Source organism: Nocardia sienata NBRC 100364, assembly GCF_001613205.1.
Classification (GTDB): domain Bacteria; phylum Actinomycetota; class Actinomycetes; order Mycobacteriales; family Mycobacteriaceae; genus Nocardia; species Nocardia sienata.
In genome coordinates this window covers 16159-32694 of record NZ_BDBX01000048.1, presented here as the reverse complement: position 1 = coordinate 32694, position 16536 = coordinate 16159, and the positions used below count along the sequence as shown (strand labels likewise).

The window sequence follows — 16536 nt, the reverse complement described above, 5'->3', positions numbered from 1 at the left end:
ATTCGTTCAGGCGGTGACACTATGACTTCGGCCGGTCGGCATCTGATCCTCACCCTGCGTGGCCGGCTCGACCAGTCTCGGCTCGATGGTTTGCGAGCATCGCTCGGGTTGTTACCCCATGGGTTCGCCACTGGTCAGACCGGCAACGAGGTGGCACGCCGTAGCTATCAGCACTCACAGGACAGCTCGGTAACCACGATGATCGTGACCTTGACCTGCATCAATTCCGAGGAATGGACGATCGCGGTCGATGCTGCCCTCGGTACCGATGTAGTCCACTGGCAGAGCCTGATCGAACCGGCCATACATGCCGCAGGGCTCACCGTTGTCGATCGTCTGGAGACGGAAGTGACAATGCTCCGGCCGGAAACGTCGGAACCCAGCGTCTACTCGGTCCCGTCCTCGTCCGACTGGTCGACAATGCCATCTTCCGGGCCGATATCCCTGAGACGAGCAGAGGAACTCGTCGACAAGTATTTCTCTGAAGATCCTTCCGATCTGGGCTTCACTCCAGTTGAACACGACAGGAACCGTCCTACCGACCTACCACTGTTCACACCCGGGCCGCGCACATCCCCTGTGCGCCGGTCCGCCCTGGACGACCAAGCATTGGTGCAAATGGCCCGCGGCCTCCGCGGTATGCATTGGCTGTGGCTTATGGACGACCTACTAGGCCTCGGCGAAGTGGCCGATGATTGGATAATTCTGGAATCCGAACGCGATCGCATAACCTTCGATACACAAGCGGTCTCCGGTCATGGCTACATCCAGGGCCGCGGGGGATTCGCAGAAACGATCGACTGCCCGGTTGCCACTCTCGCCGACGACGTCATGGGGAGAGCGCAACTGAGTGCGGCCTTCGACAGGATGGCAACGGCGCTCAGCGATGTTTTCGGACCGCCGACCTCAGAGATTCCCGGAACCCGGCCGGAGAAACAATGGGCAGGGGAGAAAGACACGTTGAAGCTTCTGCATCGATCTCCTTCGATCCGACTTGTACTACAACTGAATAAGGCACGGAGATAGCTGCCGGCCAACAGATAGCAGCCGATAATTCCGGGATCGGATATGGCCGATCCATTGCCACTTCCGGCACTTGACCAGGTACCCGTTCTCGACAAGGATATTTTCATGACAATCATTTCCTTCCATGGAACCATAGAGATAAACCGACCCGATATAGTGGAGCGTGTGCTGCAAAATTGGCTACCGGACGAAAATATTCGGATGGAGCAGCGTCAGGTTTTCGAGGCATATCTCGACGGCGAGAACATCGAAATCTACTGCCATATGGCCACACCGCCGAACAGCCTGGCCTTCTTTCTAATCGAAGGACACATCGATGACAGCCGAGAAGGAGCCGAAGCGAAGCTCGAAGCCCTTGCCCAGCACTGTCGAGATTTTGGACTCTCCTTCAATATCGACTACGAAGAAGTCGACGCGGACGGGGCACCCCTGAGCGCGGAACAGACCATCAGATGAGCGCTCTGCACCCAACATCGAGAATTCCCGAGTACTACCGAGTTGCCGCATCGGACCGCCCGCTCTCCCATGGCGCCACCGCGTTGGGCCTGATGCCGGGTCCGGGATCTTGCTCACCAAGGAAGAACGCACCGGGAAGAAGGGGACGCGTGAGACGAAGAGCTGCCACTCCGCTGGACCTTCCACGACCTGTAATCACAGATCCGAACAGTGAACTGCCACCCCTTACCAGTTGGAGCCACCCGCATGTCCGAAGTACACATATTCAACTACCTGGGCCGGTCACCGCTGCCGCCCATATCGGAGAAGGATCGAGAAAACGCGCGTCTGAATCCTGGTAAATGGTTCTACTATATAGATCCTGCGGTACCGACGGACGGACCGATCCATCCGGAAAATGTGATGTCCGGACGACGGGCCGATGAAGAAGGGAACGTCGTCACCGAAGAGGCGTGGAGGAATGCGGACTTCGTGCCGAGGCCGGATACCGCCAGGATGAGATTCGCGAACGAATTCGAATTGATATTCTGGCGGACACTCGAGGGCTACAGCCCTGCCGCGTATTTCATCGACGGCCTGTTTCGAGCCGAATTCATCACCGTCGCAACCGATGACCGCCCCGATATGGTTCCACTTCATAATGAAAACAACGGCGAACAGGTGCTCCGAGTATATACGTCTGCACAGTTTCTTCCAACGGACAGCAATCCGTGGCTCCGAATTACTATCTCCGGAAAGTACATTCTAGAGGAGATCTGCCCGTTGGAAAACTCTGTTATTCACTTCAATCCGGACGGCGGCCCGAGCGTTGGATTCGCCGGATCCATGCTCGCCTCGTTGTGGAATGAGTATAAAGCCCTCGACGCACAACGACAAAGAGACGAGGAGGACGGCAATTCGCGTGCTATGTATAGGGAGCCGGGACGGCCGCGGTGGATGCCGTAGCTTCGCTGTCGACCCCGTAGCTTGCGGTGACTTGGCCGGGTATCCGCCGGTAGAGTCCGCAGACATCGAACAGTCTCCATCGCCATGGAAGCTGCACCGGTTCCGATTGGCCGCTTTCGTCGCCCGGCGGCAGCCGCGAAGGCCGCCGTCTCCGACTCCGGCGGAGGTGATCAGGCGGCCCCGCCGGAGGCGGGCGTCGGGCTACGTGGGCGATACCGCACGCACCGGCAATGCTCGTCCTATCGGCCCTGTTCACAACTGGCCATTCGCCAACGGTGAACTTCGGCCCCCTGAGTGAATCAGACAAGCCAGCTTTTGCGCCTGTAGTAATCCGCTTCGTCATCACCATCGTCGTCTATCGGTGCGACGACATTGTTTCTGCGGCGGGCGGCGATGGAGCGTGCGATCGCCTCGTTCGTGTCGAGCTCGTCGGACTGCCCCTCCGGTATCGGGTGCTCCACCCCCTGCACCCCTTGCGTGCTCACACGGCGGCCGGCCGGCGGCGCGACCACCTGCTGTTGCGTGCGCCGCTCCTCGTCGCGCAGCCGCTGGTATTTGTTCTCCTGCAGTGGGAACGACCTCCCCTCGGACTCTTGTCCGGACCGAGGCGACCGGCCGCTGTCCGGGCGCCACTGCTCGTCCATACCGGCCTGCGGACCATGCTCTCGACCATCCTGATCGACCGTGCGCTCCGCCGTGTCCTGCGTTTCGGCCGCGGCCTGCTCAGCCCGCTCGCGACTCCGGGCTTCGCGCCGCGACTTGGCCTCCGCCATCCGCTCCACCATGCGTTCGGAGTACCGACGGCATTCCTCGCCGATCCGTTCGACTTCGCTCGCCATATCCACCTCACCGATCGCGCCGTAGAACCATCACCGACTCCTGCCTGCGATCACAACGGACCTGCCTCGGACAACTGGGCACCGGTATCCACCGGTGGAGTCGGAGCGGGAGCCGGTGACCCGAGTTCGGCGGTGTCCTCGTCTTCGGGCTGCGGCGGTGGGTAGTTCTGCGGCTGATGTTCGCCATCTTCTTGTGGTTTCCCGGCTGGGGCTCCAGGCACGCCGGTGGGTTGGCCGGCAGGTTGCTGGTTCCCGGTCTCCGGCGGCGCGGTCTCGCCGGGCTGGTTCTCGCTGACGATCGTCGGCTTACCGTCCGGGCCGATTTCGACCTTGTAGGTGACCGGCTCACCAGTGGTGCTGTCCACCACGAGGTTCAACTGACCGTCGGGACCCACTTCGAGTTTGTAGTTCCGGCCGTTGAATTCGACGCCCTTATCGCTGTCGGCGTCCGGCTCGCCATTGCCATCGGCGTCTTTGTCCGGCGTGCCGTCATCGTCGAGGTCCGTATCGGGCTTCCCGTCGCCATCGGCGTCTTTGTCCGGCCGACCGTCACCGTCCAGGTCCTTATCTGCCTCGTCGTCACTGCCCGGGTCGATAACGTTCTCGGCTTGTTCCCGTAGTTGCTCGAGCGTGCCGGCAATCTGCTGGGTCGCCGAGCTCACCAAGCTGTTCAGGCCCTCGGCCAACTGGGTGCCGATACCCGAGGAAGCGAGTTGAGTGCCCAGCGCAGCGACGGTGGATAGCGGGTTGTCGGTGCCGGTCGTCGAAGGCGTGCCGGTCGTCGAAGGTGTGCCGGTCGTCGAAGGTGTGCCGGTCGTCGAGGGAGCGGTTGTGCTGGACGGGCCCGGCGTGGTCCCGGCCGGAACGGTGGTCTGCGGTGTCGACGAGACCTTCGGGCACGGATACTTCGTCTTGTTCAATCCTTCGAACGCCTTCACCAGTTCGTCATAGATACTCGCCACTGCCGAGTTCGTTTCGTTACAAGCATTCACGAATTCGGTGACATTCGATTCGTACTCATCCTTGAAAGGATCGTTGAGCCAATCGATACAACGCTGCCTCATCTTGGCGGCCTTCTGATGAAGTGCAATATTGCTCGAATGCATGGATTCGGCATCTTTTCCGACTCCGGGCGAATCGAGCCCTTCACCCACAACGTCGGACCAGTCCAGTCGACTCGCCTTGAAAGCACAGTCGGGAAAGATCTTGTTGACCTTGTCGAGCAAACTCTCACCGAACCAATCAGTGGTGGTAGTATCGAATCCTTTGGCGAAGGTTATAATGCTGTCTATATCTTCGGGAGATTTTCCATCGACCTTGATCTCATTGACTTCTGTGCCTACCGAAATCCCCTCGGCCGCCTTCGCTTCGATCGCCACGGCGTCACGTAACGCCTGCTGCGCACCATCCATTTCACCGTAAATCTTGCGTACTATATCTATATCGGCCTCGGAGAGACGGAGTTGCGTAGCCATCATATTCGAGGCCGCGTTCGCCGCATCCCCCCACCAGACCGTGGGGATTGTTCCCGCGAACATCGCTTGCTGGTTGCGCTCGGTGGCGACCCGATCCAGTACGATCTTCAAAGCATCCGCCGCCCGGCGGAACGCATCCTCATTCACACCGTTGTGTTGATAGAAAAGTGTGTGTAAATCCACATAAGATTTGAACCCAGGAGGTTTCGCTTCACCTACCCAGCGTAAATAGCGGACCTCCAGGATCTCGAAATACAGAAGAGCCCTCGACCCTATTTCTACCAGTTCCGTGAATTTACGATCCTCCACGGTCAGCTCCCGGCCTGCTGGGTGTTATCGGAGTTCTCCTTGTCCACAGTCGACATCTCGATCACGGTCTGCCCCATGGCATCCGCGGTGAGCTGCGTGGCCTCGGACCAGTCGTTCAGCCATTGCTGCACCACCTCGAGACCCGAGTGGATTACATCTCCCTGCGTTTTGTACGCGAACCCGGTATCAGCGGGCCCGACCATATTGCCGGCAACACCCTGAACCTGTCCCTTCACCACCTCGGCACTGGTACGCATGTTGTTCGCCAGACTCACCAGCGCGTCACCCTGCATGCCGACCGTCTGATCGCCCGTACTCATGGGTCTCCCCTCCGTCCGCCCCGCTTGGGTGGCCCCTGATCGGCCCTGCGGTGCTCTTCCTACCCGTTTCGACGCAGTCGCACGCGCATCGGTTCCGTCGTACCCGCGCGGCCGACACTCCGATACCTCCCCCACTGCCCCCTTGTCCGTCTGCCGCCGGTCCCCGGTCCCGTCCGGTTTGCGGTGGTACTTCCACCCAGCCACGAGGATGCTCCGAAACTCGGCATACCGATACCGCGGAACTCTCCTGATCCAGGCATGGATTCTTCTTGGCTCCACTGGTCGACCGCGGGAATATTGCTGCCCATCTTCGCATCCCGGGCAAGACAGCGCAGCCCCGCTCCCGGGATGGGAACGGGGCTGCCGACGATGTGGGTATGGGGGTACGGGAACTACCGGCGCCGGGCCGGCGTGATCAGCGCTTCGGCATGAAGATCCACAGCGCCAGGTAGACGAGGAACTGCGGGCCGGGCAGCACACAGGACACAACGAACAGCAGCCGGACGATCCCGGAGCTCCAGCCGAAGTATTCGGCGATACCACCGCAGACTCCACCGATCCACTTATCGGTGGAGGAGAGGGTGAAACGGCGGGCGGGGGCGGTCATGGCGGTCCTTTCGATCGCGGTTGCTACACCGTCCACTATCCCCACCCACCCCGGCGGCCCGCATCGGCAGCGCTACCGATCCGCACCCTGATTTCCGGGGGCCGCGGCTCAGGGATCCACCCTGAGCCGCGGACCGGTTCAGACCGCCGCGACCAGCTTCGCGAGGTCCTCGGCGAGCTGCTCGGCCCGGTCGTGATCCTCGGCTTCCACCATCACCCGGACCAGCTGTTCGGTGCCACTGGGACGCAGCAGGATCCGCCCGGTCTCCCCGAGCTGCTCCTCGGCGGCACGGACCGCCTCGAGGACCCCGGAGTCGGCGGTGACCGCGACCTTGTCCGTGACCGGGACGTTCACCAGTACCTGCGGGACCTTGTGGATCACCTTCGCCAGCTCGGCCAGGGGCGCGCCGGTGCGCGACATCCGCGCCATCAGCTGCAAGCCGGTGAGGATGCCGTCGCCGGTGGTGCCGTGGCGCGGGAAGACAACGTGGCCGGACTGTTCCCCGCCGAGGGTGTAACCGCCGCCCCGCAGTTCCTCGAGGACGTAACGGTCACCGACTCCGGTGGTGCGCACGGTGATTCCGGCCGCGCGCATCGCCAGATGCAACCCCAGATTGCTCATCACGGTGGCGACGAGGGTGTTGCCGGCCAGAGTTCCGGCGTCGCGCATACCGATGGCCAGGATCGCCATGATGGCGTCACCGTCCACCACTTCGCCCGCGGCGTCCACCGCCAGGCAGCGGTCGGCGTCGCCGTCGTGGGCCAGACCCAGATCGGCCCCGTGTTCCCGGACCGCGCGCTGCACCTGTTCGATATGGGTCGACCCGCAGCCGGCATTGATATTGAGCCCGTCCGGGTCCGCGTTGATGGCGATGACCCGGGCACCGGCTTCCCGGTAGGCGGCCGGCCCGACCTCCGACGCGGCGCCGTGGGCGCAGTCCACGACGACGGTCAGTCCGCTCAGGTCCTGTCCGGTGGCCTCCACCAGATGCTCGATATAGCGCTCATGGGTCCCGCCCACACTGAACTGGTCGGGCAGGTCCGTACCGGGTTGCCGCGCCCCGGCGGCGCCGAGTACCCGCCCGATCGCCGCGCCCGTGGGACGGTCGGACGCACCGGAGGCCACCCGGGCCTCGATACGTTCCTCGACGGCGTCCTCGAGCTTGTGCCCACCCGCCGCGAAGATCTTGATGCCATTGTCCGGCATGGGATTGTGCGAGGCGGAGATCATCACGCCCAGGCTCGCGTCGTACAGACCGGTCAGGTAGGCGACGGCCGGGGTGGGCAGCACGCCGACCGGCAACACATCCATTCCGGCGGCGGTCAGGCCCGCGGTCACCGCGGCCTCCAGCATCTCTCCGCTGGCGCGTGGATCCCGCCCCACCACCGCGACCTTGCGGTGACCCGTGTGCAGGTCCACGCCCAGTACCTGCGCCGCCGCCTCGGCAACCCGTAACGCCAACTCCGGGCTCAACGCATCGTTGGCGAGCCCGCGCACGCCGTCGGTGCCGAACAGATGTCCCATACCTTGCCCCTCGTCAGTGAGTCCACAGCGCGCGACGACGCCTGCCGGAACTGCCCTCGGAACGGCCGGCCGGCGAACACCGCGGTAGATATAGCACGAGAGCAGGCGACCGGACTCCGGCCGGTCGCCTGCTCTCGGAACCGACACCGGCTCGTCCACCCGCACGCGGCGGGTGGACAGCCGACATCGGCGATATCAGCGCTTCGAGTACTGCGGCGCTTTACGGGCCTTCTTGAGGCCGTACTTCTTGCGCTCGGTGGCACGCGGGTCACGGGTGAGGAACCCGGCGCGCTTGAGCGCGGGACGGTCGTCCGCGTTGACCACGGTCAGCGCCCGGGCGATGGCCAGGCGCAGCGCCCCGGCCTGGCCCGAGGGGCCGCCGCCGTGCAGGCGGGCGTACACGTCGAAGGATTCGACGCGCTCGACGGTGACCAGCGGCGACTTCACCAGCTGCTGGTGGACCTTGTTCGGGAAGTAGTCCTCGATCGAGCGGCCGTTGAGCACGAAGTTGCCGGTACCCGGCACCAGGCGCACGCGGACCACGGCCTCTTTACGGCGGCCGACGGTCTGCACCGGACGGTCCAGCGGGGCCGCGTACTCGACGAACTCGGTGTCGTCGTCGTAGACCACGCCCTCGTCCAGGACCTCGGCGGCGGCGTCTTCGACGACCGCTTCGTCGTATTCGGTGTATTCCTCGGGAGCGGTCACTGGGCCACCTGCTTGATCTCGAACGGAACGGGCTGCTGAGCGGCATGCGGATGGTTCGGGCCCGCGTACACCTTCAGCTTGCCGGCGATCGCGTTGCCGAGTTTGTTCTTGGGGATCATGCCCTTGACGGCCTTCTCCACCAGGCGGTCGGGGCGCGTGTCCAGCACCTGGCCGACAGTGCGGGACTTCAGGCCACCGGGATGCCCGGAGTGGTGGTGGATGAGCTTGTCCTGCCGCTTGTTGCCGCTGATGGCGACCTTGTCGGCGTTGATGATGATGACGAAATCGCCACCATCCATATGCGGTGCGTAGGTCGGCTTGTGCTTACCGCGCAGCAGATTCGCTGCCTGCACGGCAAGACGGCCGAGCACTACGTCAGTGGCGTCGATGACGTACCACTGCCGGGTCACGTCACCCGCCTTCGGGCTGTACGTAGGCACAGTGCTTCCCTGTCTGTCGTCGATGCTGCCGGCCCCGGTGTGTGGTCGAGGGGTTCCCGGCGGCCGGTTGAGACCCGGGCCTCGGCGTTCCACACACCAGCCGGTCACGATACCAGCCGGGTATCGCGACCGGGAAACCGCCCGGACGCTGCTCAGATATCGATCGGGGGGCCCGGATCGGCGATACCCGGCAGACCGGGCACCAGATAGCGCAGGGTGTCGATACCGGGTTCCGCGCATTCGGCCGGATCGGGTTCGGCCGAGACTCCGGGTTCCGGCGCGGACCGGCGGACGGAATCGTCGGGACCGGGGGCCGTGGGGACGCGGGCATACAGCGGGTGACCAGCGTTATCGTCGGTTTCTCCGGCACCGGGGGCGGACCGGCCGCGCGGTTCGACGGTGACGCGTGGCATGGGCACACACCCGGCCGTCGCGGTGATCCCGGAGGCACCGGGCGCCGCTGTCGCGTTGATCACCGGTTCGGATCCGGCGTCGGCATGCGCGGTCCCCGCCCCGGCCACACCCCATGCCGTGGCGGCGAGCGCGGCCACACCGATGACGGCGTGGGCGCCGAACAAATTGTCCTTCATCTTGTTCCAGAGTTTGCCCTTGCCCCGGTCACCCTCCGGCCCCGGGCCGGGCCGCGGACCACCCGCGGGCCCGGGCCGGCCGGGCTCCGGGGATATCGCGGCTTGGGCACCGGTCTCCGGATCCGGTGGCCGGGTGAACCGGCTGGCCGGTCCCGAGATCGGTGGCGGCAACTCCCCACGATCGACCTTCACCGTGGCATCCTGGTCCGGCTGTGCGGTCGGACCGTAGGGCGAGGAGGCGGACCACCCTGGTTGCGGTGCCGCCGGCCCGCCCGTCATCGGGCCCCCCGGCCCGGACTGCTCCGGACCGGGACGCGGTGTATTCGGGCCGGGCGGGGCCGGCGGCGCCGCCTGTGGACCCGACGCCTGCGGGTTCGGACCCGGCCCCGGCGGATATGGACCGGGTGCGGGCCGGTACGCGCCGGGCGGCAGGCTCTGTCCGGGAACAGTCCCGTTCGCTCCTCCGGCCGGGAGGTGGCCGGGAGCCGTGTGGTTCGCGGCGCGTTCCGGCTGCCCCACGGCATTCGGCGGGGGCGGCGGGTAAGGCGCCGACTCCTCCTCGTCGTCTTCGTTTTCGCTGATCAAGAGATGGGTGGCGCCGAGAACCAGCGCGTGCATGGGATGTTCGGCCTTCTTCAGGCGCTGCCCCAGATGGTTACGGAAGGCGAACCGCAGGGTCTCGTTGAACACCACCTGCCCGGCGAGCAGGACCGTCGAATTGTCCGCTCCGATGGAACGGGCCGCGGCCATCACCTCGATCACCGTGTCGTCGGCGACGCGGGGATCGCGGATCGATTCGGGGTCGATCGGCACATACACCGATTCGGTGGGCCGCTCCTCGTCCCCGTGTACCGCGACCACCAGCACATTCGCCCGGCCGTCCGCGACCCGCCCGTCGAAATGGACCGCGGTGGCCCCCACTCCTTCGGGCAGGGCGGGATCGGGCGGCCGGACCAGGCCGAGGGCGCGGACATAGCCCGACAGCGCGATCGATTCCGGGATCGGCTCCACTTCGACGTCGAGTTGCTCGACCAGCTGGGCGTAGGCGTCGATCTTCGGATCCGGCCAGTCGTCGGGATACGGCAACGCGACCACATCGGGTTTACCCCGCAGATAGGTCCCCATCGCGGCCAGCGGGTTGTAGAGGCGGGCCCGGAACACCAGTTCGGCGGGCCAGGTCGCCCCGGCTATGACGATCTGCGGATGCCCGAGGATATCGCGGACATCGGGGATCGCCATCCCCAGATCGGGCCGCTGCCGGTCCGCAGCGGCGGTGTAGAGCCGGCCGGAGGCGTCGGCCAGCAGATAGGCGGGGGGATTGTAGCTTCCCTCGACCTGTACGGGGCGGATGGGCACGCCGGATCCGCCCGCGGCCACGGACACCACATCCCACCCGAGATGTACCGCCCCAACTCGCACCATCACAGGCATCAGTGTGCCTGGTGTGCGGACGACGCGCTCGCCGCCCCCACCCACCAGCGGCGGGGGTGGCGGATCGGCCCGTTCACCTGTCTCATCTCGCAGACTTCTTCAGCCGCAGACGGGTCCAGGTGAGCAGCGCCAGCACCACGGTGATGGCCACCACCAAGCCGATGTCCAGGAACCATGCGCTACGCGTATGTTCCCAGAAGGCATCCTGTTGCGATTGGACGAACAGTGAGCGAATATCCACCGTCGACGCCGCCGCGGCGTAGCCCCAGCGCGAGGGGAACAACCACGAGATCTGTTCCAGCACCACCCGGTCGGTCACCGGGATCAGGCCGCCGGCCATCACCAGCAAACCCATGATCGCCACCACCAGCAGCGGCATCACCTGTTCGCTCGATTTGGCCAGACTCGACAGCAGCAGTCCGAACACCACGCACGCGATCGCGGTGACGGCGATATCTATATAGAGTTCCGCGCCACCGACGGCCAGCGCCGAACCTTCCTCCGGCCGCTTCTTACCCAGCAGCACGAAACCGATCATCACGCCCGACTGCAGTAGCGCGGCCACACTGAAGACCACGATCTTCGCTGTCAGGTAGGCCCCCGACCGCAAACCGACCGCGCGTTCGCGCAGGAAGATGGTCCGCTCCCCGACCAGATCGCGCACGGTGAGCGTCGATCCCATGAAGCAGGCGCCGAGAATCAGCACCACCAGCAATTGCTGCGGTTCGGAGCTACCGACCCGGACGAAGTTTCCGTCGTCGGTCTGGGTGAGCGGCGGCGGTGAGAAGCCGTACTGCCCCGGTACCACCAGCGACAACCCCCCGAGCACGAACGGCAACAGCACCAGGAAGGCGAGATAGCCGCGGTCGGCCAGGATCAGCCGCAACTGCCGCCGCGCCAGCGTGGAGAACTGTTTCCAGGCACCCGACTGCGGGGGCGAACCGCCACCGCTCTGCCGTGCCGCGGGGGGCGGCGGAGGCGGCAGCGCCGCCTGCCGGGATCGGTAATGCGCGAACGCGGCGTCCGGGTTGGCCGCCACATCGGCGAAGATCTTGGCCCAATCGCTGGTTCCCAGCGCGGCTTCCACGCCGGCCGGGTTACCGGCGTAGGCGGTTTTACCGCCGGGCGCCAGCAGCACCACCTGGTCGCACATATCCAGGCAGGCCACGGAGTGGGTGACCACGATCACCACCCGGCCGGCGTCGGCCAGTTCGCGCAGCATCATCATGACCTGGCGGTCCAGTGCCGGGTCCAGGCCGGAGGTCGGTTCGTCCAGGATCAGCAACGAGGGCCCGGTGAGCAGTTCCAATGCGACCGACGCCCGTTTGCGCTGGCCGCCGGAGAGCCGGTCGACCCGGGTGTCGGCGTGTTCGGTGAGCGAGAGTTCGCGCAGCACACCGTCGATCACCTCGCGGCGGTCGGCTTTGGAGGAGTCGGGCGGAAGCCGCAGTTCCGCGGCGAAACCCAGCGCCTGCCGGACGGTGAGCTGCCGGTGCAGTACATCGTCCTGGGGCACCATGCCGATACGGGAGCGCAGCGCCTCGTACTCCACGTGCAGGTCACGGCCTTCGAAGGTCACGGCACCGCCGGAGGGATGGGTACTACCCGCGATCAACCGCGACAGCGTCGACTTACCCGCCCCGGAGGGACCGATCAGTGCGGTCAGCGTGCCGCGGGCGGCCTGCATGTTCACATCGACGAGCAGTTGTTTGTTGCCTTCGACGGTGAATCCGACACCGTGCACGGCCAGGCCCTGTTCGGCGACCGGGCGCTGCCGGTGCGCCAGCGTGCCCTGCTGGACCTCGAAGTCGATATTGCCGATGGTGATGATGTCGCGCTCGCGCAGCACCGTGCGCTGCTGCCGGACACCGTTGACGAATGTTCCGTTGGCCGAACCGAGGTCCTCGATGGCGAGGCCCTCGGCCCCGGCGACCAGCCGTGCGTGTTTACGCGAGGCCAGCGGATCGTTGACGACGATCTGGTTGTCCGACGTCCGCCCGATCGCCAGACCCCCCGGCGGGATCCGGTCGGCGCGGGCGATCGGCCCCTCGGTGTTGCGGTGGCGGACCGGTGGAACGGCCGCCACGCTCGCCTTGGCGGTCATGTTCACATTGGCCGGCTGCGGCGGGACGACAGGCGGCTGGGCCGCCGTGGCGACCTGCGGTGGCCGGGGCGGTTGTCCACCGGGCGGCGGCCACTGCTGCGCTGCCGGACCCTGCGCGGGCAACGGCTGGCTCGGAGCCGGACCGCGCTGCCCGTGTGGTCCGATATGCGGCTGGGAGCCGGACTGTGGCCGCGGCGGCGGTGGAGCGGGACGCTGCTGTGGCTGGGCGGGACGCGCCTGCGGGAGCGGCCGCGCCGGCTGCTGTTGCTGCTGGGGGACTCCGGAGGGAACGAGCCAGAGCAGCGGGCCGCTGATGGCGTCACCGAGGCGGACCTGGGTGGGCCGGTCGATCGGGACGGGTCCGCCGACCCGGCGAGCGTCGACGAACACCCCGTTGGTACTCCCGTTGTCGGTGAGTATCCAGGCCCCCGACTGCCAGGCCAATATCGCGTGGACCCGTGATACCAGTGGACTGTCGACGAACAGCGTCACCTCGGGCGCACGGCCCAGAGTGATCTGCTGACTCGAATCGAAGACTCGTTCAGTTCCATCATGGCGCACCGTGATGGTGCGCACCCCCGGTGCAGACATGCAGCGGATACTATTCCATTACCCGGGCATCGGAGGTGCCCCCGAGCGGGGGCGAACTCCCCGCTCCGGAGGCAACGAGCAGCACCCGCACCGGCCGAAATGGGGGACGATCCATGCCGAAACTCACGACCGCCGCTGTCGTCGTCTCGGCGCTGTGCGCACTGTTGCTGGTCACCGGGTGTACCCGTGCCGTGGACGGCCGGGCGGTCTCGATCTACGACAATCCCTTCCAGGTCGCCGGCCTGCCGACCACCAGCGGTCCCAGCGGTCCCCGGGAGAACCCGCCGGCCTCGAACCTCGTCGCCGAGCACAGCGACGGCGGTGAGATCGACACCCTCGCGCTGAACGCGGTCACCGATGTACAGGCGTACTGGGAGCAGCACTACGGCGCCGAGTTCGAGGGTGAGTTCGAACCGGTCGAGAAATTGATTTCCTGGAGTGCCCGGGATTCGCGGCGCGACTCGGTGGAGTTCTGCACCGAATCGACCTATCGGATGGTGAATGCCGCCTACTGCCGGCTGGACAACTCCATCGGCTGGGACCGGGCGCTGCTGCTGCCCACCATGACCGAGACGTTCGGGCAGATGTCGGTGGTGATGGTGATCGCCCACGAGTACGGGCACGCCATCCAGAACAACGCGGACATCGTCGACCGCGACGATCCGGTGATCGTCAAGGAACAGCAGGCCGACTGTTTCGCCGGGGCGTACATGCGCTGGGTGGCCGAGGGCGAATCGGACTACTTCACCATCAACACCTCCGACGGCCTGAACTCGGTCCTCGCCGCGACGGTGGCCATTCGCGATTCCGACCCCGATGATCCCGAGAGTGTGCACGGTTCGGCCTTCGAACGGGTTTCGGCGGTGCAGATCGGTTTCACCGACGGCGCCAAGGGGTGCAAGGGGATCGATATGGACGAGATCGACCAGCGCCGGGGTGATCTGCCCCAGAGCTTCGAAGGCGCGTCCGGGGAGTTCGAGATCACCGAGCGGAGCCTGGTCGAACTGAGTAAGGCCCTGTCGGTGATCCTGCCGACCCCGCAGGAGCCGACATACCGTTACGACGGGGCCGAAATCGACTGCAGCGACGGTGTTTCCACCGAACCTGTCACCTATTGCCCCGCCAGTAATACGATCGCCACCAATATCGGCGGACTCGCCCAGCGCGGCGCCGCCACCGATGATGCGGAAGTCCCGCTGCCGGTGAAGGTCACCGGCGACTACAACGGCTACGTGGTGTTCATCTCGCGCTACACCTTGTCGGTGCAGCGGAGCCGGGACCAGGATCTGGTGGGAGCGAAGACGGGGTTGCGGGCGGCCTGCCTGTCCGGGGTGGCCACCGGGAAACTGGCGGAGCCGGGCCGGGCCGAGGGCGATATCACGCTGGCCGCCGGTGATCTGGACGAGGCGGTATCGGGCCTGCTGACCGACGGCCTGGCCGCCAGCGATGTCGAGGGAAAAACGGTGCCGAGCGGATTTTCCCGGGTGGACGCCTTCCGCGCCGGGGTGCTCGGCGGCGAGGACACCTGCAGCGCCAGGTACGAATAGCGCGGCGGCGAAACCCGTGTCACAGGCCGAAGGGGGGCGGCGCGGCCGATTCGTAGCGCAGCATCCGCTGGCCGATCAGGATTTCGGTGCCCGGCACCAGCACCACGGGCTGACGCGGCGGAACGCGAACCCAGTCCCGGAAGCCCGTGGCGCGGGTGCGGGTGCCGTTGGTGGATCCCCGGTCGACCAGCGTCACGTCCCAGTTCACCAGCAGCAGCTCCGCGTGCGCGCGCGACATTCCACCGGAGTTGTCGACCACCGGTAGCGGGGTGAGCCCCCGGCGCGCGGGTTCGGAATGCTCCGGATCGCGACCGAGCACGGAATCGGTTTCCAGCAGATAGGTCGCACCGTCGTCGAGGACCAGAATGCCCAGCGGTGGGCGCACCACTTCGATCAGTGGCTGGGTCTGATCCACGGGCATACCGCAGACGCTGCAGAAGGCCGCCCGGGGATCGGTGGGATGCGCACGCGCGCATTTGAACCCCATGACCTTCACGGTGAGCGCGGTGCCCTTCGCGGTGGCCTCGGTCCGGCGCCGCAGTTCCGGGTCCAGCGGAGGCGTCCCACGCTCGGGTGGACCGGATAACGCGTAGGGCTGGTGCCGGCGCGGAGTGGGATGGGCGGGCGTCCGGTGCGGCGCCTCCGGCTCGGGCTTCCGGGAGTCGGCCGTCTCATCGGATCCAGGGCCGGCCGCCGCAGCGCCGCGCGGCGGCTGCCGGCCGCTGATCTCGGTCCGGGCCCGATGCGGATCGGTGTCCGGGGCGGGGTTCCGCGGTCTGCCGGGGGTTTCCGGATCCCCCGTGACACCGCGCGACCCACTCCCCCGCTCGGACAATTCGACGGTGTCCAGCAGCGGCGTCGATACGGCGGTGGCCACCGCGTCGGGGTCCACCGGCGCCGCGGACCGCCCCTCCGGTGCTTCCGGCGCGGGCCGCACCGTGCCGCCGGTCTGCTCGGATTCCGCGGCCGGCTCAGGTGTCGTCCGGGCCCCGGCCGACATCACCCGGGAACCGGTCGTCGCGCCGGGGTCCGGAGGTGGCGTCCAGGCGATCACCCCGCCGGCCTCGGCGATGCCCTCCACCAGCCGCCCGATACCGCGGGTGGCCGGCAGCACGGGCCGGAAATCCTCGTCGGGGTCGCCGGTGTCGTCGACGAACAGGGCGACCGCGCGGTCCGGTATCGCCGCCGCCCGGTCGACGGTGAAGACGGCGTCGCGGCCGTGGAAGTACTCGCTGCCGGCACCGTCGAGGATCGCGGTCACGGCACCGTGCAGGAATATCGCCACCCGGTCCGGGCCCGCGGCGGACAATATGCCGAAATACACGGCGGTGCCGTGGCTGGTCCGGTCGGCCTGGGCCATGAGCCATCTGGTCGCCTCCCGGGCGATCAGCGCGCCCGGGCTTTCGGGCCGTCGCACCACGGCCTCGTGCACCAGTTCGGCCAGCTCCGCCAGGGCCCGCACCGCCGGGGCGTTTTCGGTGGGCCGGCCGGTACCGCGATGGGCCACCAGCACCACCGCACCGGCGACCCGGGCCGCCGCGTGCGCGCCGGCGACGACCTCGACCTGCTGATCCCGCACGAGGATCAGCCTCCGTCGGAGTCGTGCTGCGGTTGGCCTGCCACC

General features: G+C 66.4%; 14 protein-coding genes. 4 read left to right on the top strand and 10 right to left on the bottom strand.

Features of this window, described 5'->3' with window-relative positions:
- Positions 1 to 21 precede the first annotated feature (21 nt).
- The 3 genes from NS4_RS32400 (at position 22) to NS4_RS23985 (ending at position 2427) form a co-directional block, all read left to right on the top strand.
- A complete protein-coding gene (locus tag NS4_RS32400) occupies positions 22 to 1026 on the top strand; it encodes a DUF6301 family protein (protein ID WP_157106204.1) in 1005 nt (334 codons plus the stop codon).
- A 42-nt stretch (positions 1027 to 1068) separates the two neighbouring features.
- The gene (locus NS4_RS32395; RefSeq protein ID WP_157106203.1) at positions 1069 to 1482 is read left to right on the top strand and encodes a hypothetical protein; all 414 of its coding nucleotides are present in this window, start codon (positions 1069 to 1071) and stop codon (positions 1480 to 1482) included.
- Between the two features lie 246 nt (positions 1483 to 1728).
- A complete protein-coding gene (locus tag NS4_RS23985; RefSeq protein WP_157106202.1) occupies positions 1729 to 2427 on the top strand; it encodes a hypothetical protein in 699 nt (232 codons plus the stop codon).
- A gap of 299 nt (positions 2428 to 2726) precedes the next feature.
- Here NS4_RS23985 and NS4_RS23980 read toward each other — a convergent pair whose 3' ends face one another.
- The 9 genes from NS4_RS23980 to NS4_RS23940 form a co-directional block, all read right to left on the bottom strand.
- Positions 2727 to 3266, bottom strand: coding sequence for a hypothetical protein (locus NS4_RS23980; protein ID WP_157106201.1), 540 nt, complete (start codon positions 3264 to 3266; stop codon positions 2727 to 2729).
- Positions 3267 to 3316: 50 nt separating this feature from the next.
- Positions 3317 to 5050 carry a hypothetical protein gene (locus NS4_RS23975; RefSeq protein WP_063061761.1) on the bottom strand — a complete coding sequence of 578 codons (1734 nt, stop codon included), beginning with the start codon at positions 5048 to 5050 and terminating at the stop codon, positions 3317 to 3319.
- A 2-nt stretch (positions 5051 to 5052) separates the two neighbouring features.
- Positions 5053 to 5370, bottom strand: coding sequence for a hypothetical protein (locus NS4_RS23970; RefSeq protein WP_063061760.1), 318 nt, complete (start codon positions 5368 to 5370; stop codon positions 5053 to 5055).
- Positions 5371 to 5785: 415 nt separating this feature from the next.
- Positions 5786 to 5977, bottom strand: coding sequence for a PspC domain-containing protein (locus NS4_RS23965; protein ID WP_063061759.1), 192 nt, complete (start codon positions 5975 to 5977; stop codon positions 5786 to 5788).
- Positions 5978 to 6115: 138 nt separating this feature from the next.
- Positions 6116 to 7501 carry a phosphoglucosamine mutase gene (gene glmM, locus NS4_RS23960; protein ID WP_063061758.1) on the bottom strand — a complete coding sequence of 462 codons (1386 nt, stop codon included), beginning with the start codon at positions 7499 to 7501 and terminating at the stop codon, positions 6116 to 6118.
- 195 nt (positions 7502 to 7696) lie between these two features.
- Positions 7697 to 8209 carry a 30S ribosomal protein S9 gene (gene rpsI / locus NS4_RS23955; protein ID WP_084487653.1) on the bottom strand — a complete coding sequence of 171 codons (513 nt, stop codon included), beginning with the start codon at positions 8207 to 8209 and terminating at the stop codon, positions 7697 to 7699.
- Entirely contained in the window at positions 8206 to 8649 is a 444-nt protein-coding gene (gene rplM, locus NS4_RS23950; RefSeq protein ID WP_063061757.1) for a 50S ribosomal protein L13, read from the bottom strand. Before rplM ends, rpsI begins: the two co-directional genes overlap by 4 nt.
- A 152-nt stretch (positions 8650 to 8801) precedes the next feature.
- Positions 8802 to 10661: a hypothetical protein gene (locus tag NS4_RS33525; protein ID WP_245665667.1), complete on the bottom strand. Its 1860-nt coding sequence runs from the start codon at positions 10659 to 10661 to the stop codon at positions 8802 to 8804.
- A gap of 91 nt (positions 10662 to 10752) precedes the next feature.
- The gene (locus tag NS4_RS23940) at positions 10753 to 13365 is read right to left on the bottom strand and encodes an FHA domain-containing protein (protein WP_063061756.1); all 2613 of its coding nucleotides are present in this window, start codon (positions 13363 to 13365) and stop codon (positions 10753 to 10755) included.
- 113 nt (positions 13366 to 13478) lie between these two features.
- Between NS4_RS23940 and NS4_RS23935 the strand changes: the two genes are divergently transcribed.
- On the top strand, positions 13479 to 14912 hold the full coding sequence (locus tag NS4_RS23935) for a neutral zinc metallopeptidase (RefSeq protein WP_063061755.1): 1434 nt from the start codon (positions 13479 to 13481) through the stop codon (positions 14910 to 14912).
- A 19-nt stretch (positions 14913 to 14931) separates the two neighbouring features.
- Here NS4_RS23935 and NS4_RS23930 read toward each other — a convergent pair whose 3' ends face one another.
- Entirely contained in the window at positions 14932 to 16491 is a 1560-nt protein-coding gene (locus NS4_RS23930; protein ID WP_063061754.1) for an FHA domain-containing protein, read from the bottom strand.
- Positions 16492 to 16536: the final 45 nt, after the last annotated feature.